Source organism: Bacteroides sp. NGMCC 1.200775, assembly GCF_040798045.1.
Classification (GTDB): Bacteria; Bacteroidota; Bacteroidia; order Bacteroidales; family Bacteroidaceae; genus Bacteroides; species Bacteroides hominis.
In genome coordinates this window covers 1,242,268-1,266,938 of record NZ_JASCQK010000001.1, presented here as the reverse complement: position 1 = coordinate 1,266,938, position 24,671 = coordinate 1,242,268, and the positions used below count along the sequence as shown (strand labels likewise).

The 24,671-nt window shown below is 37.9% G+C and carries 22 protein-coding genes, 1 tRNA gene and 1 pseudogene; 22 read left to right on the top strand and 2 right to left on the bottom strand.

Going from position 1 to position 24,671, the window contains the following annotated elements; genetic code table 11:
• Nucleotides 1-37 precede the first annotated feature (37 nt).
• The 3 genes from QK890_RS05525 (at nt 38) to QK890_RS05515 (ending at nt 2,415) form a co-directional block, all read left to right on the top strand.
• A tRNA-Cys gene (locus tag QK890_RS05525) sits at nt 38-109 on the top strand.
• A 320-nt stretch (nt 110-429) separates the two neighbouring features.
• Entirely contained in the window at nt 430-1,512 is a 1,083-nt protein-coding gene (locus QK890_RS05520) for a pilus assembly protein N-terminal domain-containing protein (protein WP_032541003.1), read from the top strand.
• A gap of 150 nt (nt 1,513-1,662) precedes the next feature.
• Nucleotides 1,663-2,415, top strand: coding sequence for a GNAT family N-acetyltransferase (locus QK890_RS05515; RefSeq protein WP_367627242.1), 753 nt, complete (start codon nt 1,663-1,665; stop codon nt 2,413-2,415).
• Between the two features lie 129 nt (nt 2,416-2,544).
• Here QK890_RS05515 and QK890_RS05510 read toward each other — a convergent pair whose 3' ends face one another.
• Complete coding sequence (locus QK890_RS05510; RefSeq protein ID WP_367627241.1) at nt 2,545-5,574, bottom strand: glycoside hydrolase domain-containing protein; 3,030 nt, start codon at nt 5,572-5,574, stop codon at nt 2,545-2,547.
• A gap of 188 nt (nt 5,575-5,762) precedes the next feature.
• On the opposite strand from QK890_RS05510, the gene QK890_RS05505 reads away from it, so the two are divergent.
• The 3 genes from QK890_RS05505 to QK890_RS05495 all read left to right on the top strand — a co-directional run bounded on the left by QK890_RS05505 (nt 5,763) and on the right by QK890_RS05495 (nt 8,988).
• The gene (locus QK890_RS05505) at nt 5,763-6,857 is read left to right on the top strand and encodes a hypothetical protein (protein ID WP_005809599.1); all 1,095 of its coding nucleotides are present in this window, start codon (nt 5,763-5,765) and stop codon (nt 6,855-6,857) included.
• Nucleotides 6,854-7,867 (top strand): hypothetical protein, encoded by a 1,014-nt coding sequence (locus tag QK890_RS05500; RefSeq protein WP_367627240.1) that lies wholly within the window; start codon nt 6,854-6,856, stop codon nt 7,865-7,867. The genes QK890_RS05505 and QK890_RS05500 overlap by 4 nt, the downstream gene beginning before the upstream one ends.
• A gap of 113 nt (nt 7,868-7,980) precedes the next feature.
• The gene (locus QK890_RS05495) at nt 7,981-8,988 is read left to right on the top strand and encodes a hypothetical protein (protein ID WP_367627239.1); all 1,008 of its coding nucleotides are present in this window, start codon (nt 7,981-7,983) and stop codon (nt 8,986-8,988) included.
• Between the two features lie 50 nt (nt 8,989-9,038).
• On the opposite strand, the pseudogene QK890_RS05490 reads toward QK890_RS05495, so the two are convergent.
• A pseudogene (locus QK890_RS05490) lies at nt 9,039-9,260 on the bottom strand (hypothetical protein).
• Between the two features lie 714 nt (nt 9,261-9,974).
• Between QK890_RS05490 and upaY the strand changes: the two are divergent.
• The 16 genes from upaY to QK890_RS05410 are packed head-to-tail and all read left to right on the top strand — an operon-like array spanning nt 9,975 to nt 24,663.
• Nucleotides 9,975-10,493, top strand: coding sequence for a capsular polysaccharide transcription antiterminator UpaY (gene upaY / locus QK890_RS05485; RefSeq protein WP_005776089.1), 519 nt, complete (start codon nt 9,975-9,977; stop codon nt 10,491-10,493).
• 19 nt (nt 10,494-10,512) lie between these two features.
• Nucleotides 10,513-10,986 carry a UpxZ family transcription anti-terminator antagonist gene (locus tag QK890_RS05480; RefSeq protein WP_005809592.1) on the top strand — a complete coding sequence of 158 codons (474 nt, stop codon included), beginning with the start codon at nt 10,513-10,515 and terminating at the stop codon, nt 10,984-10,986.
• A 31-nt stretch (nt 10,987-11,017) separates the two neighbouring features.
• Complete coding sequence (locus tag QK890_RS05475) at nt 11,018-12,226, top strand: UDP-N-acetylglucosamine 4,6-dehydratase (protein ID WP_367627238.1); 1,209 nt, start codon at nt 11,018-11,020, stop codon at nt 12,224-12,226.
• An 11-nt stretch (nt 12,227-12,237) separates the two neighbouring features.
• Nucleotides 12,238-13,380, top strand: a complete 1,143-nt coding sequence (locus tag QK890_RS05470) for a LegC family aminotransferase (RefSeq protein ID WP_367627237.1) — start codon at nt 12,238-12,240, stop codon at nt 13,378-13,380.
• Between the two features lie 5 nt (nt 13,381-13,385).
• On the top strand, nt 13,386-13,607 hold the full coding sequence (locus tag QK890_RS05465) for a phosphopantetheine-binding protein (RefSeq protein WP_022011131.1): 222 nt from the start codon (nt 13,386-13,388) through the stop codon (nt 13,605-13,607).
• Nucleotide 13,608: 1 nt separating this feature from the next.
• Nucleotides 13,609-14,826, top strand: a complete 1,218-nt coding sequence (locus tag QK890_RS05460) for a fatty acid--CoA ligase family protein (RefSeq protein ID WP_022011132.1) — start codon at nt 13,609-13,611, stop codon at nt 14,824-14,826.
• Nucleotides 14,823-15,545 (top strand): SDR family oxidoreductase, encoded by a 723-nt coding sequence (locus QK890_RS05455; protein WP_022011133.1) that lies wholly within the window; start codon nt 14,823-14,825, stop codon nt 15,543-15,545. Before QK890_RS05460 ends, QK890_RS05455 begins: the two co-directional genes overlap by 4 nt.
• A 2-nt stretch (nt 15,546-15,547) precedes the next feature.
• Entirely contained in the window at nt 15,548-16,189 is a 642-nt protein-coding gene (locus QK890_RS05450; protein WP_005795360.1) for an acetyltransferase, read from the top strand.
• A gap of 14 nt (nt 16,190-16,203) precedes the next feature.
• Nucleotides 16,204-17,253, top strand: a complete 1,050-nt coding sequence (locus tag QK890_RS05445) for a nucleotidyltransferase family protein (RefSeq protein ID WP_022011134.1) — start codon at nt 16,204-16,206, stop codon at nt 17,251-17,253.
• Nucleotides 17,254-17,268: 15 nt separating this feature from the next.
• Nucleotides 17,269-18,447, top strand: a complete 1,179-nt coding sequence (locus tag QK890_RS05440) for a glycosyltransferase (RefSeq protein ID WP_022011135.1) — start codon at nt 17,269-17,271, stop codon at nt 18,445-18,447.
• Complete coding sequence (locus tag QK890_RS05435) at nt 18,425-18,949, top strand: DapH/DapD/GlmU-related protein (RefSeq protein WP_005776101.1); 525 nt, start codon at nt 18,425-18,427, stop codon at nt 18,947-18,949. The genes QK890_RS05440 and QK890_RS05435 overlap by 23 nt, the downstream gene beginning before the upstream one ends.
• Entirely contained in the window at nt 18,946-20,130 is a 1,185-nt protein-coding gene (locus QK890_RS05430; RefSeq protein WP_137570016.1) for a hypothetical protein, read from the top strand. Before QK890_RS05435 ends, QK890_RS05430 begins: the two co-directional genes overlap by 4 nt.
• The gene (locus tag QK890_RS05425; protein WP_367627236.1) at nt 20,117-21,373 is read left to right on the top strand and encodes a lipopolysaccharide biosynthesis protein; all 1,257 of its coding nucleotides are present in this window, start codon (nt 20,117-20,119) and stop codon (nt 21,371-21,373) included. The genes QK890_RS05430 and QK890_RS05425 overlap by 14 nt, the downstream gene beginning before the upstream one ends.
• 6 nt (nt 21,374-21,379) lie before the next feature.
• Nucleotides 21,380-22,417: an EpsG family protein gene (locus tag QK890_RS05420; RefSeq protein WP_022011138.1), complete on the top strand. Its 1,038-nt coding sequence runs from the start codon at nt 21,380-21,382 to the stop codon at nt 22,415-22,417.
• Between the two features lie 10 nt (nt 22,418-22,427).
• Nucleotides 22,428-23,684 carry a nucleotide sugar dehydrogenase gene (locus QK890_RS05415; protein WP_005795347.1) on the top strand — a complete coding sequence of 419 codons (1,257 nt, stop codon included), beginning with the start codon at nt 22,428-22,430 and terminating at the stop codon, nt 23,682-23,684.
• Nucleotides 23,671-24,663 (top strand): glycosyltransferase family 2 protein, encoded by a 993-nt coding sequence (locus tag QK890_RS05410; protein WP_233481279.1) that lies wholly within the window; start codon nt 23,671-23,673, stop codon nt 24,661-24,663. Before QK890_RS05415 ends, QK890_RS05410 begins: the two co-directional genes overlap by 14 nt.
• The last annotated feature ends 8 nt before the right edge of the window (nt 24,664-24,671 follow it).

The following is a 24,671-nucleotide window of genomic DNA, read 5'->3' as shown; positions in this document are numbered from 1 at the left end:
AATTTGTACTACCTTTGCAACCGCAAACGAGAAACAAGGTTCCTTGGATGAGTGGCTTAGTCAGCGGTCTGCAAAACCGTGTACGGCGGTTCGAATCCGCCAGGAACCTCAATCATTACTTTAAATCCCTTGAAAGTCAAGTGCTTTCAAGGGATTTTTCTTTGTTGGATTCCAATCTGGGAACCAATAAATTCATTCTTTCCACACTATTGCAGCAAAAAATATTAGGGAGCAAGTTGCAGAATTGATAATAGGACACAATCCTCCAAATCCATATACAAGCCATTTGAGCATATCCGACAGATGAGGATTCCATATTTCCGTATAATATGTCGTAAGACATATAAAAATGCAGTACATAGTAGAGTGTATTGCATTTTTCTTATATTTGCAAGTACTTTCATGAAAGGTAAAAAAGACCATAAAAAAATGAAAACGAAAAAGTTATCAAAACTACTACTGTTGTTCTTGTGCACAATTAATCTTATTGGTTGCAACAATGAAGAAACGGAATCTGTCTGCCATTTGGAGTTGACTGTAAATTCATGCAAAATCATATTGGGCGGTAGTGAATCTGTAAAGCTGACGGCCCATGAAAACACGACATTGGATATAACTGATGGTGAAGTGGCTGATGCTGTTTATACATGGGGTGGAAATACGGAAGCCTCTGATATCAAAATTACAGGTAAGCGGGATGGAGAAACCAATATTATCGTTACCGATCATGAAACAGGAGAGACTGCCACGATAAAAGTGGAAGTGACCAAAGCGCCGATGCCTCACCTTGCACTTAAAAAAGGGAATCGGAAAAATGTTTTTGACCGTATGGATTTTTATCTAACAAATGATGGTTCGCAATCTATAACGATGGGATTACTGTCAGAGGTATGCGATTCAATAGTCTGGACAGTGAATGGACAGAAAGGCAGCTATCGGTTGTATGAACGTGAAAGTGGAGAAGGAGTAGTTAAGAGCCATTTGGTTATGGAGTGGGGGCACTGCTTTATATTCCCCGGAGATTATGAAACTTGCCTTACAGCATGGAAGGATAACAAGGTGCTTTACCAAGACATACTTTCGGTTACTATCATTAATGATAAAGATTTTCTGGGATTTAATTGGAAGGATGTGACTAATACTTCACAGGCGTGGACTTCTTATGCTGATGTTATCGGCAGTAACCCTGATTTGATGACTACTTATCGGTTTAATGCTGGTGTCCCATCAGTGGAAGTTGCATACTTTAATGTTACAAGCGACAAATATCTGAGCCAAAGCTATGATGTGCTTTATAACTACTTCTGTTCATTCTATTCGCAACCTACTTACGAAGATAAAAAGGATAAGCAAAAGATCTTTCGATTATATAAGGAACTGTTTTCCGAGCAAAAGGTATATCCGAATGCCTATCCGTGCGCTATATGGGTTACAGATAACGCCAATGCGGTTTTATTACTTGACGAAGACGATTCGGCACGCTATATCGTTTATGCAGAACCAAGACAGTGATAAAATTATTTTTTATGAAGGAAGCCCTCAGTGAAGTTTCTTCATTTAAATTCACTACATTGGTGCTTTGTGATTTATTAGTAATAGTCATAAAGTGGCACTATCCCGGTTAGTTGGTTGATAATATCTAAATTTAAAGTGAGGGTGCGTATGGATACTGATTTTGTAAATTTGACAACAGAAAACCTTGCCGGTGAGCATTTATGTTGTATTATCCGCAGTAAAAAGCCACATCAGGGTATTGAAGCAAAGCGGCGATGGCTTTCTGACCGGCTGAATGAAGGTCACGTCTTTAGAAAATTGAATGCAAAGGCTACGGTTTTTATCGAATATGCTCCCCTTGAAACAGCTTGGATCCCCATAACCGGTGATAACTATTATTACGTATATTGCTTATGGGTTTTAGGTAGTTACAAAGGAAAAGGGTATGCAAAGTCATTGATGGAGTATTGTTTGGCTGATGCCAAAGCAAAGGGTAAATCCGGTATTTGTATGCTGGGAGCAAAAAAACAAAAATCCTGGCTTTCTGACCAATCATTTGCGAAGAAGTTCGGTTTTGAAGTTGTTGATACTACTGATAACGGATATGAATTGCTTGCGCTTTCTTTTGACGGAACAATACCCCGGTTTGCGCAAAATGTAAAGAAGCAGGAGATTGAAAGCAACGAACTGACGATTTACTATGATATGCAATGTCCCTATATCTGTCAAAACATTGAAATAATAAAACAGTATTGCGAAATGAATGACGTTCCCGTATCTTTCATTCAAGTGGATACGTTACAAAAAGCAAAGGAATTGCCCTGCGTTTTCAATAACTGGGCTGTATTCTATAAAGGAAAGTTTGAGACTGTGAATTTATTGTTGGATGTCGACTATTTAAAGAGGATACTCAAAAAGTGAAAATGTAAATTCGGATATGCTTTGTGAGCTTTGCTGAAGGTGTCAATCATATTTTAAATGAAGGTGTGTCGAAAATGTCAATTCCGCATGGAGACATTCTCGACACACCTTCATTGGTTTTATCTATCTTTACTCCAGAATAAAGATATAGCCTTTGTCTTTCGGTATTTTGATTTTATCTTTGGCTGACAGTGTGAATCCTTCCTGGAAACCTTTGATAGCAGGTGCCGTCAGTTTTGCCTTGTCGGGGTCTATCCCCAGTTTCTCCCAGTCAATTTGTAGTTTCACCTCACTGTCTTTCTTTGCCCAGCTGGCAATGGCTATCATCACTTTGCCGTCTTTGACAAACGAAGTGCCCAGAATATCGCTGCGTCCTGTTTTCACCGGATTGTATGATACCCAATACCCCATCATCCGGCTGTCCTTGATACCGAAAGCATCCCATACCTTCCAGAGTTGTGAAGGGACGGACTCCATCGGTTCGCGTGCTGTCATGCCGTATAGCATACCCCGGTAAGGATTGCCACCGTCTTGTAACATTTCGCTCATCATGCCGAAGGGGATACCCGAAACATCTGTCAGCCAGTATTCCGGTGATTTTTCGTATTTGAAGTATTCGCCGAACCAAAGACGGTCCAGGTAAGGCATGTGTTCCATGTACAGGAAGATGCTGTTGATGTACCCGTCCGCCGGATTGAACTGGTTGGCGGAATGAACGTCGATGCGCGGGTCGGGACGATTGTTTTCCAGTACCCGGCGGATACGTTTCATGGTGTTGCGGTCGAAAGCCAGGTCGTCGATATATACACCGTCGATACCTACATTCTTTGTCAGCCAGTTCAGCCCTTCCACGTAAAAATTATGCCAGCGTGAAATGCCGGTATTCACGATGGCTGCATCTTTGTAGGCATCTACAAACCATGCGGCGATGTAGTCACCGTCCAGATGCTCTTGCAACCATGCATATCCTCCTCCTTTGCCCGGAGAGAAGATCTCGTGTCCGAGACTTTTCAGGGCAAAAAGCTCCGGTGCGTGATTGTTCAGCTCCCTTACGGTGTAGTAGATTTTCACTTTGTAACCTTTGGCATGCGATTCGTCAACGTACTGCTTCATGAAGGCCGGACGGAAGAACGGATAGTTGATATGCGGGTTGACTGCATTGCCGTGATGCAGGTTGATGACGTTCGCTCCGGTTTCGGCTACTACGTCTACCGCCTGATAAGCATGCGCATCACCCTCTTTCAGTTTTTCGGCAGGCTGGTAACCGTGATAGTAGCGATCGGTCCACTGCTTCATGGTGTCTATCGGTTTGAAAGGTGTCACCAGCACCAGGAAGTCGAAGTTCAGCTCTTCTCCTTTGGTCATGGTCCGCTTTCCGCTGTAGGTTTCGATATCCACTTGTTTCCCTTGTTCCCGGTAGCTGATACCTCCTTTGCCGTCGTTGAACCAGGATGGCGGCATGTTCAGCGGTTGCATTTTGTAGAAATTGGTGTTCAGCGGGCGGCGGTAGTTTTCCGCACGGAACAGGCATTGCATTCCACCGTTTACGTCGCCGAACCAGAAACCTTCCTGATTGCGTTCCACATTCCATTTCCATCGGTCGCTTTTAGGACGCAGAGAACCTTCATATCCCATTCCCAAACGATATTTGGCAGTCGCTGCCGGCATGGAAGTCATCAGAGCTATGTCATCTACCGATGTGTTTTCGGTTGCTTTTACTTTAATCTGATAACTCATGAAACCGTCGAACTCCATGCTGGCATGTACCGTCACATCGAGTGATCCGGCCTTCCCGGCAGCTGTCCAACTAACAATCCCGTCATCCTTCTTGCCGAATTTCAACGGTGAAGTGATGGTGACGGGCAGTTGCTTTCCATTCCGGCGGATGACGAGCTCCATCGGTTTTGCCAGGATGTCTTTGGCTTCTTTGCCAACGGAGGTCATCTCTTCGGTGAAATAACTCCGGATGGAAGCCGGTAACCCCAGTTCGCCGGCAGTGACGCTTCGTCCCAATACGCTGATTGTGTTGTCTGTCACCGTCATCGGAATGAACGGCTTCACCAGTTGGTCGTTTACGGCATATTGTGAATTCAGCCAGCGCAGGCGCGACAAACGCCACAAATCACTGTCTCCTTTGTCTACCAGCACATTGTCGGACAGGTTGATCGTGATCTTTACCTCCTGAGAGGCTCCCGATGAATCGCTGACAATGGCTTTACCGCTATAAATGCCTCTGCCGGCATGTTCCGGCATCTGAATGCCTATCCAAAGCGGCTGTACACGCCCCTTGCCCACGTTTACTTCCGGATGCATCGGGCGCCCTATCCAGTCGGTCCCTTCCGTATTGAAACAAGTGATAGCCGATGCCGGAATCATCCCGTCTTTACCTTTCAGGTCGGTGAAGGTTACTTTGACCCCGTTCACCGGATTCTTGAAAGCCCATAGTCCGAGTTGCAATACATAATATTCGTTTAAGTCTGCTTCACCGAAAAATTCGCCGGTGGCTCCTTGGGTTACCTGACGGTACGAGAGATCGTCGAACATACGGATAGGGAACTTACGGTCTTCGGGCAGCAGCAGGAACGGTTTATTGCTATTGGCTTCTGCCAATGCCTGTTTCTCTTTTGCTGTGGCAATGATTTCCATCGGATAGAAGCTGTTGAAACTGCCTAACGACTCGAATCTGACCAGTTTGGCCCGGGTCACCTTTGTTTCCGGAGTGGAACTGCAGATTGCTTTCCATTGTGCGTCGGCTCTGTCAGGTTGCTTCGGATAGTTCACTTTGGGGTATGGACCTCCCGATGTATGGTAGGGCAGATAGTATACATAGTAATTCCCTGTACCTGTACTGGCATCGAACCGGATACGTCCGTACTCACGGTTGATTTCCACCGGAAGTACATTGTCCACTACTTTGCCGGTAGAAGCATTTATCACAATAATCCCTTTCTGTTCGGGATTGGCGTCGCGTCTGCGCCAGGGGATATAAGCTTCCGCTACGGTGGCGGGAGTATTCATTGAAACAACGGCACGGTGATTACCCAGTGTGTCGGGAGTCCAGTAGTTTTCGCCGTAAAACGAAGCTTCGGGGACGAAGTCCTGAGCAGCTGCCGGAAAGGTTAACAAGGCTGACAGTGCCCATAAAAAGAGTTTTTTCATAATGTTTTGTCTAATAAATAAGTATGTGCAAATTTACAAAGAATCGTTTGGGATCGGATAAGATTTGCCTGTTTTTATTTGAGATGCGGTTTCTCTGTCGATTGGCGGACAGTATTTGGACACCTTTATTTGCATTTTCCCTTTTTGTATTATCTTTGCGCCCTCAAAAAACAAATAAACCCTACACTATGAACAAAAAGAAAGTTTTAGGTATTTCGCTTCTGGCACTCTCTCTGTTTGCTTGCCAGGATGATGATACCGTCGACATTCTCAATGCCTTTGGCACACCGCCTGCCTTGACTAAAATTTCGGCAGAGGAGTTTCTCAATCAGGGAGAACAGATGTTTGAAGATGGTGAGAGCGTTGATGACATTGTTTCGGCCGATCGTGCCTTCTATGTGAACCAACCGCTTAATGTATCGATGACAGACGGAAAGCTCCGCCTGTTCAATGGTATGGCCCACGATTTCAAAGAAGTCTCCGTATGGCTTACGATGCCCCATTTGCGTGATACCATCCATCTGATGCAGTTTGAAGAAGTTCCGGGCTTTTACAACATCCGGTTGGATTCTCCGCTGAAGATGGGCGAGGCAGTCTATCCCTCCAAAAGCGGCAAGCCTGTCCGTGTCAACAATCTGGCTTTGCTTTCTCCCGATCAGTACGAACTGTTGCTTACATGCAACGATTCTGTATTCGATATGTTGAAAACCATCAAGATGAAGACCCGCATTCAGATGGGAAAATACGGTAGTGGTAACTGGGGAGTGATGACGCCCAATGCAGCCCGTTATTATGCCACTTCAGCGGTAAATATGGCCGTTATGTTCAGTTCCGGAATTTTTCGTGATTCATTGATGAATTATAAAGGCAGCATCCATAACGATGCAGGGAAGGAGATTGACCGTGAGGGATTGTTGAAATCCATTCTGAATAAGCAAAGTCTGGTGTTCGGAGTAGTCACCGGACCCGGAATCGCTGGACTTGGCGGAGGAAACGCACTGGGATTGCGTGAGGAATATCTTTCGGGCTTCTTTTACCAGAACCGGGTAGCGATAGATTGCAATTGGGTGCTTCATGTCTGGATTCACGAATTGGGACACTGTCTGGGTTACGGCCATTCCAGCAGCTTGTGTTATGGATCGATGCCCGACGAGATTGTGCCGAAAGTATATCGTTACATGATGAAACACCGGATGTTGCCTTATGTCATCAATCCATTCAAGAGTTACAATGATTATAACCCCGGTATCAACGATGCCGATAATCCCGACATAGAGTTATGATGAAAAGATACAGCATTTTTATGGTAGTGGTGACTTTGCTGCTCACTTTTGCCGCATGTGATAAAAACAATATGCCGGGGTTCGGTTTCACTACCGATTCCATCCTTACACTGACTTTTGAGAAAGAGCTGGATGCGGCAGCCATCGGTGTAGGTACACAGAACTATAATCCTGTGGGAATGCGCCGTTCGGGTGATACCCTTTTTATAGCCAACCGTGCCGACGGATCGGATGGTGTCCGGATTGTTCGTGCCTCCACCGGCGAATTGCTTTACTCGTTGACAGGTTGGACGTATGACGGAAAAGCTGAAAAGTTCGATAATCAAGTGATGGATGTAGCCGTCAACAGCGATTATATTTTTGTGGTGAACCGCTCTTCCCGGATCGACATGTTTCGCCGGAACGATTATACGTATGTAACCACTATCGGGCGTACAGGTTGGCAGTCAAGCTCGTTGTTGCAATGCGAGTCTGCCGAAGTAGCCGGTGACAAACTGTTTATTCGTGATAAACAAAAAATCAAGGTGGTACAGCTTTCGGACTGTACACCGGAAAATCGTTTCAAGGTCCCCGTGTTTGCCCAGAACACCGACAGCACAACTTCCAACAATGGATTTAACCTCGAGACCGTGGCACGTTACAAGGAACTTATTTACGTATCGGACTATGAAAGTTCGCGTATCCTCGTAATCGATCCCTCCACCGTCACCACGAAAGGAGAGCCGGTCCGCTTTGTCCGTTCCTACCGTATGCAAAGCAAGCCGTTGAGTATGGGATTCTTTCAGGATGAAATGTACGTTGTCTGTGCCAATAACCGTATCGTAAGAGTGAATCTCCTCACCGGAGAGGAGAAGGATGCTTACTCTTCTTTTGCCGGAGGAATGGGATTCGGTACTCCGGGACGCCTCTTTTTCCATAACGATATGTTCTATCTTTCAGGTCGGAACGCGAACGCTCCGCGCCTGATACAGGGAAAAGTGATGTTTGTTGAAATATCCGAGTTGGACTAAAAAAGCTCACGACAGAGGATCACAGAGTCTCACGGAGTGAAAATATAGAGTACAAAACTCTGTGAGACTCTGTGAAACCCTGTAGTGAATGAAATTCAAAAAAATAAGTAAACATGAATTTAAAATTTTTATATCTGTTATTATTGCTGTCTGCTGCCTGTTGCGTATCCTGTTCCAAGGACGAAGAACCGACTGATAAAGGCAATACCTCTCCCGAAGAACCGGTTTATACCACGTTTACCGATGCCGGCGAAGTGATTATTCCCGGAGTGCTTCCGGCCAATTTTACTCCCCGGTCCGTACGGGTCAAAGGGGATACATTATTTGTTGCCAACAATAATGCCGCCGACCGTTCTGTTCTTTTGTTGAACTTGACGACAGGCGAGCTGATCGGACGCATCGATTCGTGGATGCGGAAAGATACTAAAGAGACATTTAACGCTGAGATAGGAGATATGGCTGTTTCGGACCGTTATATTTTTGTGGGCATGTACAACTCCCGTATTAACATTTTCGACCGTCGTACCCTTCAGTTCGTCAATGCCATCGGGCGTTCGGATGGAAAGTGGGGTGACGATATTTACAGCATGACTCATTGTTACGGTCTTCGCGAATGCGGCGATAGGCTGATGGTGCGTGATAAAAATACCATTCGCGGTTATTGGATTTATGAAGCTGTTACCGAGCCTGCGTTTCGTGTCCCCTGGATCGGAAAGGTAAAGGTACCCGAAGGGATCGGATATGACTATCAGCCCCGCATTCATGGCATGGCGGAGCATAACGGGCGCATGTACCTCACCGACTGGTACAATAAAAGCCTGCAAGTGTTTACTCCCTCAAAAATGGAGATTGTGTTCGGCGAAGAGACACACATCACTTCCGATGCCGTATTTAAGTACGACGCCATACAGCCTTTGGGACTGCTGTCCTATGGCGGAGAGCTCCTGATGTCAGTACAAAAGAGCGGGAAGATACAGCGCTATGACCCCGAGACGGGCGATTTGTTGGGGCTATTAGCCGAATTTCCGGACAAGGAAATCGGGCGTATGGAGATAGCCCGGGGAATGCTTTATTATATTGACCTCAAAGCCGGAAAACTGATGAAGGCAAAAGGAGAATGATTTACCACAGGGTTTCACAGAGTCTCACTGAGTTTTATTCTTCATCATTTTTACTCTGTGAAACCCTGTGGTGAATCTCTTTCCGTTATACATTCATCGCATTTGCTCCGAGTGCACCCAAGTCTTAGAAGTGAATTTATGCCGTTTGAACCGGTATCTTCATCCTTATACCTTCCTTCAATTAACATTGTTAACTCTTTTTTTAGACTGTCTTATTCTTATGCGCAAATAACAAGTCTTTTGCATTTAAAGAATTTGTTATTCGCATCCAAAGAACAAGCTTTAACTCTATGTTAAAACAAAGCTTTTGAGAACAGAAATCTTACTTTTTAAAGATGTTGCTTTTCAGATGGTTAAGTCTGAAATTCGCTTCTCCGCCTCACGGATGGACTTTTCGGGTGAAAGCTGGGGTACTTGCTTTTTTGTCAACTATAAACGAGGGTTTACACTTCCGAAACTTGAATAATTTATATAATTCCGGCAAATATATTGTATCTTTTTGAAAAGCAGATGTGCTTACGTGCGCGTAAGAGGAGAAAATCTTGTGTGTAAGTGATAGGAGGGTGGGATACCTATTATTGGGCTACAAACATATACGTTATGTAGAATTTATAGAAAAAATAGGGGGAATTGTTTCAAAAAACGTTCGTTTATAAACACAAAGGTAAGGCACATTTTTATAACAACAAAATATTTTTATAAATAAATTGCTTTTTTCTCTTTTTCACTAAAACACACTACTGATAATGAAGGAGTTATGAATAAAAAATAGTGTTTTTATCTATATTTTTTTCATAAGAACGGGATTTTTCAAAAAGGTCAAAAAAAGGTGTTTCAAATGACGAACGTTTTTTGAAACAATTTCGTCCGTTTTACCACTATAAATATTTTCGGAAATACTTACGGTTTGAATGAGAAAAGATGTCTCGTCCAAACCGCGTAGCGCACCCGAAAGTAACCTATCGAGTTTTAATTTCCAACAATAAATGTCTGAACAACAGGAGTATTGGTTTGCCGCTCGGACAAAGAAGGATCAGGAGTTTGCTATTCGTAATGCTTTAGAAAAGCTTGGAATAGAATACTTTCTTCCTACACAATTTGTCATTCGCCAACTGAAATATCGTCGTCGTAGGGTAGAAGTTCCTGTTATCAAGAATCTTATTTTTGTCCGGACTACCAAAGAGCGTGCCTGGTCCATCACGAAGGATGATCACGTTCCTTTATTTTATATGAAGGATCTTTATACCCATACTTTGCTCATCGTCCCCAACAAGCAGATGGAGGACTTTAAGTTTGTGATGGATTTAGCTCCGGAAAATGTAACTTTTGACGACCTTCCTCTTACCGTGGGTACAAAAGTACAGGTTGTCAAAGGAGAGTTTTGTGGTATCGAAGGTGAGTTATCCAGCCTTGCCAATCGCACCTATGTGGTGATCCGCATTCATGGGGTTCTGTCTGCCAGCGTCAAAGTACCTAAAAGTTACCTTCGTATTCTTTCAGCGTAATTCGTAATTTCAAAATTATATGAATCAAGTCCAAAATCTGCAACACATTGCCCGTGAGTTGCTTTATCTTGGTACGGATGGCTCTCCCATCTATACCGATCATTTCCGTCAACTGAACACCGAAGTTTTTCGCTTGTCCGAAGCCCTTTTCTCTATGAAAGGTGCCACTTTTGAGGAAGAAGCAGCGATTTGTCTATCCCTGTTAATGGGCTATAATGCTACCATTTACAATGATGGCGACAAAGAATCTAAGATACAAAGCATTTTAGATCGCTCTTTTGCTGTGTTAGATCATCTTCCCGCTTCTCTATTAAAATGTCAATTGCTGACATATTGCTATGGCGAGGTATTCGAGGAAGATTTGGCACAAGAAGCACATCAAATAATGGATGGCTGGAAAAGTAGGGCGCTCTCAGAAGAAGAATTGGAAGTGATGGAAACATTGCAGACAATGGAAGAGAATAGGTATCCATGTAGCGAGATAGAAGACTGATTATATGCATTTTTGATGAATAATATAAAATATGCTTAATGTAGATAATTTTATTGGCGATAATATCACTTTTCGTCGTTCCAGCATGTTTGCTCCCGATATTGCAGCAAACAGTGATCGTCTTCGCCAGGAGGTTGAAGGTAAGAGTTTATTGGTAATTGGCGGTGCCGGTTCTATCGGTTCTTCCTATATAAAAGCCATTCTTCCTTTTAAGCCTTCCAAACTTGTTGTGATCGATTTAAACGAGAATGGATTGGCCGAACTTACCCGTGATTTGCGTTCCACTTATGGGCTGCATATTCCGGAAGAGTATCGTACTTATACCTTGAACTTTGCAGATCCCATCTTCGAGCGGATGTTCCGTAAGGAGCAGGGTTTTGATATTGTAGCCAATTTTTCGGCACACAAGCATGTACGGAGTGAGAAAGACGAATATTCTGTACAGGCCTTGATTGAGAATAATGTAATCAAAGCCAAGAAACTGCTTGATCTGTTATCGGAATTTCCTCCCCGTCATTTCTTTTGTGTTTCTACGGATAAGGCTGCCAATCCTGTGAATATAATGGGTGCCAGTAAACGTATCATGGAAGATATGATAATGGCCTACTCCTCTAAATTTAAGGTCACTACTGCCCGCTTTGCCAATGTTGCCTTTTCTAACGGCTCTTTATTGGCCGGTTTTATTGACCGTATCATGAAGAAACAGCCTTTGGCTGCCCCCAATGACGTGAAACGTTATTTCGTTTCACCTGAGGAAAGCGGTCAGATCTGTATGCTTGCCTGTATTCTTGGGAATAACGGAGAGATTTTCTTTCCAAAGCTGGGTGAGGAAAAGATGATCACTTTTTCTTCTATCTGTGACCGTTTCCTCCGTACTCTGGGCTATGAAAAGAAAGAGTGTGCTACAGATGAAGAAGCCAGAAGATATGCTGCCGAAATGGCGGATGACAGTAAGATATACCCTGTTGTTTATTTTAAAAGTGATACTACGGGTGAAAAGGACTACGAAGAATTCTATGTGCCCGGTGAAAAGTTAAATTTAGAACGTTTTTCTTCTTTGGGTGTGATTGAGGATGTCAGTAAACGTCCTTTGTCTGAATTGGATTCCTTCTTTGATGACCTGGAATCTCTCTTTGCCCTTCCGGACTGTCATAAGTCTGATATCGTGACTGCGCTTAAAAGATTCCTTCCCAATTTCGAACACGTGGAGAAAGGAAAGAATCTGGATCAGAAAATGTAATGTTTACAAGTATGTATAATAATATAACTACTTTCATCCATAACTTGTTTGGTACGGATGAATTTGTTCCGTTGCACGCTCCTTTATTTATCGGTAACGAAAAAAAATACCTTGCAGAATGCATTGATACTACTTTTGTCTCGAGTGTGGGCAAGTTTGTCGATCGCTTTGAGGAGCAGGTTGCTTCCTATACCGGCTCAAAAAGAGCTGTTGTCTGTGTGAGTGGTACTAATGCATTGCACATGGGTATGCTTCTTGTCGGTGTTGAGCGTGATGATGAAGTTTTAACTCAGGCTCTTACTTTTATCGCTACCTGTAACGCCATCAGTTATATTGGCGCACATCCTGTATTTCTTGATGTGGATAGAGATACTTTGGGTCTTTCTCCTCTTGCTGTGAAAAGGTGGTTGTCTACGCATGCGGAAGTAAGGAATGGACAGTGTTATAATAAGAAGACGGGACGCCGTATCAAAGCTTGTGTTCCTATGCATACGTTCGGGCATCCTATGAAGATTGACGAATTGTCGGCAGTGTGCAACGAATATCATATAGAACTTGTCGAGGATGCGGCCGAAAGTATCGGCAGTTTCTATAAAGGCCGTCATACGGGTACTTTCGGAAGAGTGGGAGCCATCAGTTTTAATGGTAATAAAACGATCACCACCGGTGGTGGGGGTATGTTGCTTTTCCAGGACGAAGAGCTGGGCAAGTTTGCCAAACATTTGACGACTCAGGCCAAAGTTCCGCACCGTTGGGCATTTGTTCATGACCATATCGGTTACAATTACCGTATGCCTAATATCAATGCCGCATTGGGTTGTGCCCAAATGGAGAATCTTGACAAGTACGTTTCCAATAAACGTGAGACGGCGGAACGGTACCGTGAGTTTTTCTCTCGTATTCCTGATGTTGAGTTTGTTGTTGAGCCTGCGAACAGCCGTTCTAACTATTGGTTGAACGCTGTACTTCTGAAAGACCGTCGGGCCCAACAGTCTTTCCTTGAATATACGAACGATCATGGCGTAATGACCCGCCCTGTTTGGGAATTGATGAACAGGCTTGAGATGTTTCGGGGATGTGAGACGGATGGTTTGGAGAATACTGTGTGGTTGGAAGAAAGAATTGTGAATATACCAAGTAGTGTAAGATTATAAAAAATATGGAAGAGAAGATTTTAATTATTATCAATGGGATAAGGAAAGCTAAAAATTTGTCAGAATTGAGTGCTATTAACTTAAGTGATACTTTAAGAGATGATATTGGATTTACTTCATTTGATTTGGCAGAACTTACCGTTCGAATAGAGGATGAATTTGATATTGATATTTTCGAGGATGGGTTAGTAAATACTGTTGGTGAAATAATTGAGAAGTTACGTTAATATGGGGCTGTTTTTAGTAGATCAACATAAATCATATACTTATGAAGATCTGTTGCAACGGATAAATGAAGCAAAGTCATACATTCCACTGATGCAGACGAATAATTTATATGATTTCTTTTTGAATATGATCTTATCTTTGATTTCCGATCAGCCTCTAATTCTTTTAGACTCAGATACTAAAATGAATGAATTAGAAGGAATAGAAAATACAGATATAAACAAGCCTAAGAATATTCTTTTTGATGATAAAGCAGATATAGATGATCTGATAAATAGTGTTTTAACCTCAAAATCAGAAATAACTATATTCACATCTGGTACCACAGGGCAGCCTAAAAAAGTAGTGCATACTATTGAAACGTTGACTCGTTCGACAAGAGTTTCTTTTAAATATCAATCTCAAATATGGGCTTTTGCTTTTAACCCGACTCACATGGCTGGTTTGCAAGTCTTTTTTCAGGCTTTTGCAAATAAAAATGCTTTAATAAATGTTTTTAATAAAAATCGAGTTGAAGTATATGAATTGCTTTCGGAATACCATGTAACTCATATTTCTGCTACTCCTACCTTTTATCGTTTATTGTTACCAGTAGAGAAATCTTATCCTGAAGTGTGTAGAGTGACTTTAGGAGGGGAGAAATCTAATACTAAACTTTATGAATCAATGCTTTTGATATTTCCGAATGCTCGAATAAATAATATATATGCTTCAACTGAAGCTGGTTCTTTGTTTGCAGCAAAAGGAGATTTGTTTCAGATTCCAGTCGAATTGAAGGATAAGATTAAAGTTGAGGATGAAGAATTATTAATTCATAATTCTCTTTTGGGTAAATCTGATAGCTTTTCATGTGTAGGAGATTATTACCATTCTGGTGATTTAATAGAATGGATTGACTCTGATAAAGGATTATTTCGTTTTAAAAGTCGTAAGAATGAACTGATAAATGTTGGTGGGTATAAAATAAATCCTGGAGAGGTTGAGAGCGTCATAATGCAATTTGATGGTGTTCAACAGGCTTTTGTTTATGGCAAACCAAATTCTGTTTTAGGTAATATTCTTTGCGCTGAAATAAAGATTGAGGAGGGATGTAGTTTGTCTGAATTGGATATTCGTCACTGGTTGGCTGATAAGTTACAAGAGTTTAAAATTCCACGTAAAATAAAATTTGTGGAGAATATAGCATTAACAAGAACAGGAAAATTAAAACGAACATGAATATATTAGTTACAGGTTGTTCTCGTGGGGTGGGCCTTGAGATTTGTAGAGTTTTGTTGGAGGAAGGACATATTGTTTATGGAGTTTCTCGTAGTTATTCGAATGAATTCCGAATGCTTGAAGAAAAATATGAAAGTAAACTCTTTTTTAAAAGTGTTGATCTCTCAGATACGACCAATATTCACAAGATCATTTTTAAAGAGTTTCTTACTAACTCAGTCCCATTAGATGGTTATGTAAATAATGCAGCTGTGGCTTATGATGATATTATTACCAACTTACAAATAGATAAGTTAAGGGTAATGTATAACGTGAATGTATTCTCTCCGATGCTGTTGACTAAATATGCAATTCGTAATATGTTATTACATCATATTCAAGGAAGTATAATACATATATCTTCTATAAGTGTTCATACAGGGTATAAAGGGTTATCTATGTATGCTTCTAGTAAAGGGGCATTAGAAGCATTTTCCAAAGATACTGCTAGAGAATGGGGACAGTTAGGTATTCGTTCTAATGTGGTGGTACCTGGTTTTATGGAAACGGCGATGAGCTCTTCTTTAACAGAAGAACAGAAAGATCGTATTTACAAAAGGACTTCTTTAAAACAGGCTACTGATGTACGTTCTGTGGCAGAAACTGTCGCTTTTCTATTATCAAAGAAAGCTTGCTCTATAACAGGACAAAATATATTTGTTGATAACGGTACTATTTAGTGATGAAACCTACTCTTTTTATTGTTGGTGGTAGTAGTACTGCCTTGGAAATCCGAGAAACTGTAGATCAGTTTTTTAAGGATAAATATTTTGCTGTTTATAACGTTATATCAGATGAAGAACCTCCTATTTTACAAACTTATATTAGAGACTCGTCTTTATTAGATAGATTATCTACAATTGAGGTTTCTCATTATATTATAGGATTTACCAACAGAACTTTACGCTTACGGTTTGTTGATCTTTTTGGTGGATTTAACAGTGTACTTGATAATGTCATTCATCCATCTTCTTATATTTCTCCTTCAGCTATATTAGGTAAGGGTAATTATTTGGCTGCTAATGCTGTTATTTCTTCCAATGCTCTTATTGGAAATTCAAATCTGATTAATTACAATGTGACTATTGGGCATGATGTCGTTGTTGGTTCTGATTGTTTCTTTAATCCGGGAGCCAGAATTAGTGGTAATGTAAAAATTGGGAATGGATGTTTATTTGGTGCAAATTCTTTTGTATTTCAAGGACTTGAAATAAAAGATGATTGTCAGATTGATGCATTATGTTACATTGATAGAGTAATAGAAGCAAATAGTATGTGTACAAGTAATGGAGGGAGCTTAAGAGTATATAGGAAACGGTATTAATAGATACTAAAGAAATGGATTACCAACAGTTGATTGTGGATATAAATGTTTCCATATTGCATACATTGGAGCAAATGGATAAATGTAACAGGAAGCTTTTATTAGTGTTTTCAGAAGGAGAATATTTCGGTTTGGTTAGTATTGGAGATATTCAACGCGCTATAATTGGTAATAAATCCTTGGATACGCCTATTAAGAATATTTTACGAGATAGAATTATTACTGCTGACGACACTTTAAGCCTTGATGAAATCAGAACTTTAATGATGTCTTATAGAATGGAGTTTATTCCAATTCTGAATACCGAGAGGAGGCTTGTTAAAGTTTTAATGTGGAGTGAGCTTTTCCCCAATGAAGATAATGCTCCAATAGATCAGTTTGATCTTCCAATAGTTATTATGGCAGGTGGGCAGGGAACACGTTTAAAACCGTTAACAAATATTATTCCTAAGCCATTAATCCCTATTGGAGAGAAAACTTTTATGGAGGATATTATGGATCGTTTTGTTAAATGTGGAAGTAATAACTTTTATGTTTCTGTAAATTATAAAGCAGATGTTATCAAACATTATTTTTCTACTCTCAAAGATTCGTCATATCGAATAAACTATTTTCAAGAGAATGTGCCCTTGGGAACTGCTGGTAGCTTAACATTAATGAGAGATAAAATACACACTACCTTTTTTGTGTCCAATTGTGATATTATAATTAATGAAGATTACAGTCAGATACTGAAGTATCACAAAGAAAATAAAAATGAATTGACTGTTGTTGCGGCTCTTAAAAATTATCCAATAGCTTATGGCGTTCTTTATACTAAGGAAAATGGTCTGTTAGATTCAATCGTAGAAAAGCCTGACTTGACTTTTAAGATAAATACGGGACTGTATATTCTTGAACCCAACTTATTGGATGAGATTCCAGAAGGACAATTTTATCATATAACTTCTCTAATAGATAAACTAAGAAAAGAAAATAGAAGAATAGGGGTTTTTCCTGTTAGTGAAAAATCTTGGATTGATGTAGGTAATTGGAATGAGTATTTCTCAATTATTAATAAATAGTCAATTATTATAGGCATGAAGGTTCTAATAATTGGAAATCGAAGTCATCAGTTTATATACAATTATGTGAAGACTCTAAAAAAAGTTTATCTTAATTCAGATTTAGAAATTGATATTCTTTCTCAAGATAGTTCAGATCTCTTTTTTCCTTCTGATAAATTTTATAATAATATTTATGCTTTAATAGTACCGTCTTTTTTTCAAAAAAATCGTTTCTTAAAAGTTCTTTATCAACATATATTGTTTCGTAAATATATTAAAAGACTTGATTTTTATGATGTAGTTCATATTCATTATGTTGAGAATATAATAGTACGAGATATTAGGTTCTTTTCGAAATATATCCGTGGAAAGTTAATTGTTTCAATATGGGGAAGTGATTTTTTACGTGCATCGGAAGATAGGAAAAAAAATATGACTGTGCTATTTAATAGAGCAGATCATATAACTATTGCATCGGATAAAGTTATAGAAGAATTTAAAGCTTGTTATCAAAAGAGTTCTTTTCTTTCCAAGATCGTTTTATGTCGTTTTGGGTTGGAACCTTTAGAAAGTTTGATTTCGATTTTAAGGAGTGGTGCAAATGCAAGAATTAGTAAATCTAAAATAGGATTATGTGCAGACAAAATAGTAATAACTATTGGATATAATGCTAGTAGGTTACAACATCATATTGATATTATAGAGAATATAGAACGATCTCCTTTGCTGTCTCCCTTTCATGATAAGGTAGAATTTCTTTTACCTGTAACCTATCCCAAAGATGCCGAATATATTGGTATAATAAAAAAAACAGTTCTTAATTCGAAGTTTCATTATAATGTAATTGAACAATTTTTGTCTGATGAAGATATTGCACATTTAAGAGTTGCATCTGATATTTTTATTCAGCTACAACCTACAGATATGCTTTCTGGATCGATGTTAGAACATTTAAGTGCGCAGAATATAGTTATAACAGGTTCGTGGTTACCTTATGATTGTTTAGATCAGTGGGGCGTTTTTTATAGGAAAATAGATTGTTTGGAATTAATATCAAATGAATTACATGATGTTTTGAACAAATTTGTTCCTTATAAAAAGCTCACTTGTAAGAATTCAGATATAATAATAGACAAGTTTAGATGGAATAATGTAATTCACGATTGGCTGGATTTGTACATGAAAAGATATGATAATAAAGAAAGTTTTTAAGAAGGTCTATCATTTAATTTATCCTCCTAGAGTGAGATTTAAGCATGGCCAACGTTTTTACAGTAACTCTTTAATTGATACATTATTTCCAGAACTAGTGGAAATAGGTGATGATTTTATTTCTGCACCAGGATCTATTATATTGGCACATGATGCTAGTACTCTTTGGCATACAGGTAAGTATCGAGTACAAAGGACTAAAATAGGGAATCGTGTTTTTTTAGGAGCTAATAGTATTATTTTACCAGGAGTTGTAGTAGGTGATGATGTGATAATAGGCTCAGGAAGTGTTGTCACTAAAGACATAGCTTCTAATTCTGTTGTAGCAGGAAATCCTGCAAGAGTTGTTTCCACTATTAGTGAATATATTGATAAATGCGAGCAGCGTAAAATTCTTTATGCTCCTAATGAGAAATTTATTGATTTAATTACTAGAGGTGAAATAATTACTGAGGAACGACAAAATGAATTGAGGGACACTATTTATACTCAGCTGAAATGAAAAGAATGTGTTTGTCACTTATAGGTGATATCTGTTTTCCCGAAGAATTTAAACAGATTTTTACTTTAGATGGAAAGTTTCTAATTACAAGAAGTTTAGGATCCGATTGGTGTTTTGAGATGAGTGGGGAAAGTATGTTTTATGCATTATGTGAGATAGAGAAATCTCAAAAAGAATCTCTTTCTGATTATAAATTAAGAATAATAGAAGCCATTGATAGACGTATAACTTGGGGTAATGGAAAACTATTGCATCGTAGCTTTACAGGAGATTATGATATACAATTTCGTTCGACAAATTCTGCATTGAGAACGCTGTTGTATGCTTGTGAAGATGGATTTGATACAGATAAAAATATCAGAATCATAGCAAATGAACAATTTAAATATTTTTTTGAATGGAAAGAAGGTATTTGGTTTTGCCATGATTCAAGTGAGTATGGTGGAAAAACCCCCTTTTCACATATTAGATCAAAAGTGGCAGGTAAGAGTTGGAGGAATACTTTAACCTTGAATACTCATATTGATTCTTTGAATACACTTCTATTACTAAAATTCTATAGGAAAGAACATCTTCTTAACTTTGATTTAGACTATTGGATAAACAAAGGTCTTATTTCCATAAATCAACTTTTGGAATTAACTAATAAAGGAAAAATGATGAATAAATTGCAGGCAATGGATAATTATTGCTTGAATTTATTTTTGAAAGAACAACATAATTCTTTTTTGATTGATTGCGTATATGAAAAAATTGTTCATCCTATAATTTTTAAACTTGTATTTCCTACTGTCTTTTTTAATAATGGTTTTATTTCCAGGGATTTATCTGTTTTAAATAGGCATATAGATTATCAGTTAGTCAACATTGTTGATTTTGCTCGATTGCTGAATCTCTACAAAAAAAATAGGGAAACAGAGATACTAACTACAAGTATTTTAAACTATAATGAAATAGGGGATAAATTAGAACGAGCTATTGACTTTGTTGAAAATAATAAATCTCTGTTGAGTTACATCCAATCTAGTGATTTACAAAGAGCTTGGTATGCAGAGATGTATTATGCAATGTCAAATATAAATTCTAAGTATATAAAAATGGCACAGAATCTTTATTCTGATCAGTTATATTGTTCCGAGAGCCCCTTTTATAAATTGGATTTTTTGAATGAAAAGAATTAATTCAGATTTTATTTCAGGTTTTATCAAGAGAGGAGGTTTTTCTGTCTTTTTCTCTACAGCTTTGGTAAAGATAAGTGCCGCACTACTTTCTATTATTGTTGTGCAATTACTTACTAAAGAAGACTACGGAATATTATCTTACGTATTGTCTATATATGCCATAGCAATCGTTATTGCAGGATTTGGAGGGAATTATTCGTTGTTAAGATTTGGTTCAATTGTGAATTCATTCTTGAAAAAAAAACAGTATTATTATTATACTCAAAGGGTTGGGATAAACTATACTTCAATTGTTGTTGCTATTATAGTTGTTTATTCTTTTTTTCTACCTGAGGGTATGAAGAATGAGTGGCTTTTAATTGTTTATATGTGTCTAGGATTGTATAGCTTTTATATTTTAGAAACAATGCGTAGTTATTTCCGAATTGTAAATTTAAATAGAACCTATTCTAAAATAAACGTGTACAATTCTGTTATATTATTATTACTGACGGTTTGCTTGACTTTGTTTTTTAAGAACTATGGCTATATTACTGCTCTTATATTAGCACCGTTATTGACTTTCTTTTTGTTTAGGAAAAAAATCTCTTATATACAATTTAGTAACCCGATTGAGATTTCTAAAAAAGAATATTGGGGATATGGAATACATACAAGTGTTAGTGCAATTGCTAACCAGATTATTTTCTCTATTGCTCCTTTGCTTTTAGGTATATTGAATGAACCGGAACACAGTATAGCAAGTTTTAGGGTTGCCACTATAATACCTTTTAATCTTTTAACTCTACCTGGAATTTTGATGATCTCTGATTTTAGCTATTTATCTAGGAACTATATGGATAGTAATTGTTTAAAGCGATATTATTATAACTATCTGAAAGTGGTAATTCCTATTTCATTTATAGTCTTTTTATTATTGATTATATATGGGGATTTTGTGGTAGAGAATCTATTTGGGGCACAATATAATGATTGTGTATATATGTATAAGATGTTTATGGTTGCAACATTTGTTACATATATTTTTCGGAATCCATTAGGAAATATATTACTCGCTGTTGGAAAAGCAAAGTGGAATGGATATAATACTTATGCTTTTTGCTTTTTATATATTATTTTCTCACTTATATTTTATCAATATTGGGGTGTTATAGCAATTGTTTATGGTTTGTGCGCTATATTTATTTTGTCAGGTATAGTTTCTCTTTTTTTGTTTTATTACTATATAAAAGGTTTGCGGTAAAGGTCGATGTTTCCTTATTTTCTTATATATTTTTTCTTACTGGTCTTTTGCTCTTTAGGAAGTGTTACTAAAAATCGCTTTTTTCTAATTTGTGTATTTATTCTTTTTTCCATTTTCTCTGGGTTTAGGTATTATGTAGGAGTCGATTATATTAATTATGTGAAAATATATAATCTTGAAGAGGGGTATGGAAGTCGAGAATTAGGATTTAACTTGATTCTAGATTTTTTGCGATATATCGGGGCTAGCTATCAATTCATGTTTTTTATAATGGCTGTTGTCATGCAAATACTGGTATATAATGTTATTAAACGATATAATTACAGTGTTTGGATTTCAGTTTTTATTTATTATTGTATTTCTCCGTTTTATATTGCAACCTTTAATGGGATGAGGCAATACTTAGCAATCGCTGTTTTTATTGTTGCATTAAAGTATATTGAACAAAAAAAAATATTTAAGTATATCGTTTCTCTTTTGTTGGGAGGATTCTTCTTTCATGAATCGATTTTAGTTTTTATTCCTTTATATTATATATTAAATAAGACTATATCTATAAAAGGCAAATTACTTGTGTTTTTGTTGACTATTGCGGGTAGCTTGGCTATAGATAAACTTATTTCCTATACTCCATATATTGTGTATTTGACAAGAGATCGAGAAACTCATATAAGCTCATTCACTTATATTTTTGCGGGCATTTCAATTTTATTTATCATCTTTTGGAATAAGCTTAATTCTTTTAAAAGTAAGCTTATAATGGAGAATATGAATCTTTTTTGTTTTTTGTCATTATTAGTAGTGTTACTTCAATCTAATGGAGTACTTATTCAAATGACTCTCCGAATGAATAGTTATTTCTTCTTTGTGTATATCATATTGGTTCCAGCCGTTATATCATCTATAAAGAATGTCCATATGCGTATTGGTATGTATTTCAGCCTTCATTTAGTGCTGTTATTATACCTTGTCCGTACCATTTGTTTTAATGGACATTTGTATGATTTGGTTCCTTATTCTATGAATTTCAACTTATTTAAATAAATATCATATTATGAAGATTGCTGTTATTGGCCTTGGATATGTAGGTCTGCCTTTGGCTCGCTTATTTTCAACAAAATATCAAACAATAGGTTTTGATATGAATCAGAAACGAGTAGAATCTTTAATGGGGGGGCATGATACTACTTTAGAAGTTACTGATGTTTTGTTACAAGCAGCTTTAGATAGTGGTTTTAAATGCACTTCTAACTTGGAAGATATACGTGATTGTAATTTTTATGTAATAGCTGTACCAACACCGGTCGATAGAAATAATCGCCCTGATTTAACACCGTTGATATCAGCTAGTGAAACTGTGGGAAAAGTAATTTCAAAGGGTGACATAGTTGTTTATGAATCGACTGTGTATCCGGGGGTTACTGAAGAAGAATGTTTACCTGTTGTAGAACGTGTGTCTGGATTAAAATTTAATCTCGATTTTTTTGCTGGCTATTCACCAGAAAGAATAAATCCAGGTGACAAAGAACATACTGTTGAAAAAATAAAGAAGGTGACATCCGGATCTACTCCAGAAATTGCTGACATAGTAGATAAAGTATATAATTCTGTTTTGATAAATGGAACACACAAAGCTCCTTCTATCAGAGTTGCTGAAGCATCTAAAATCATAGAGAACTCTCAACGTGATGTTAATATTGCATTTATGAATGAATTAGCGAAAATATTTAATGCAATGGATATTGATACCAATGATGTGATTGAGGCTGCTTCGTCAAAATGGAATTTTATAAAATTGAGACCAGGATTAGTTGGTGGACATTGTATTAGCGTTGATCCATATTATTTGATACAAAAAGCACAAGTGTATGGGGTCTTACCAAGAATAATGTCTTCAGCCCGGCGATTAAATGATGGTATGGGCGATTATGTTGCTAATCAAGTAATCAAGTTGATGAATAAAAAGGGAGTATTGGTGAAAGATTCTAATATATTACTACTTGGTATTACTTTCAAAGAGAATTGCCCTGATATACGCAACACAAAAGTTGTTGATATATATTCAACTTTGTTAGAGTATACTAAAAATATTTCCGTTTATGATCCTTGGGCAAATGCAGAAAAAGTGTATGAAGAGTATGGTATTCGTATGATTGATAATGTTAATGAAAAAAAATACGATGCTATCATATTGGCGGTTGGACATAATGAGTTTAAAACAATTGATATAAAAGCACTTGGTAATGATATTTCTGTTGTTTTTGATGTAAAGTGTTTTTTAGATAGAGCAATTGTTGATGGACGGCTGTAAGAATAATATGGTTTCTGGATTGGTTAGTGTCATTATTCCAACTTATAAACGTCCCAATATGTTGGGACGAGCTATAGACAGTGTACTCGGTCAAAGCTATACTAATATAGAGGTGGTGGTTGTAGATGACAATTCTGATGGTGATAAATATCGATTGGAAACAATCCAATATATGGAAAGGTATGCTAACGATTATAGAGTTAAATATATAAAACATAAAACAAATCAGAATGGCTCTGCCGCTCGTAATACAGGTATTCAAAACTCTGTAGGAGAGTATATTGCTTTTCTTGATGATGATGATTATTTCTTAAAAGATCGAATAAAGGAAGCCATACATTTTCTACAAAATTCAAGTGCAGATTGTGGTGGTACTTGTTGTAATTACGTAAAGAAATATAAAAATAAGATATATAAAGTAAGTCGAAACGTGGGCTGCTTTAATTCATGTTATGAGTTGTTGTCAGCACAAATTGATTATGCTGCTGGTTCTACTTTAATAATTAAAAGGGAGATATTAAATAAGGTGGGGTTGTTTGATATTTCTTTTAAGCGGCATCAGGATTGGGAGTTTTTGATTCGTCTATTTAGATTCTATCAAATAGAAATTCTTCCTTATGTAGATGTAGTGATTTGTGCTGATGGAATAAGAAATACACCTCGTACTGATGTTTTGTTGGAGGTGAAGAGGAAGTTGTTACAAACGTTTGCCACTGATATCGAAATATTGGGGACTCAAGAGCAGGCTGATATTTATCAGGCACAATGGAAAGAAATTATATATAATTATTTAAAAGAGAAAAAATATAGTACAGCTATCGCTTTTGCTCAAAAGAATATTTCAAAGACTTCCTTTAGGAAGAGGGATATACTTAATGCTATATTGTCTTGTATCGTTGGTATCATTCCATCTTTTATGATTGTAGTGTATTCAATTTATGATCTTAAGTTTAACAGATTTAAAAAAGATATTATATAATTATATTC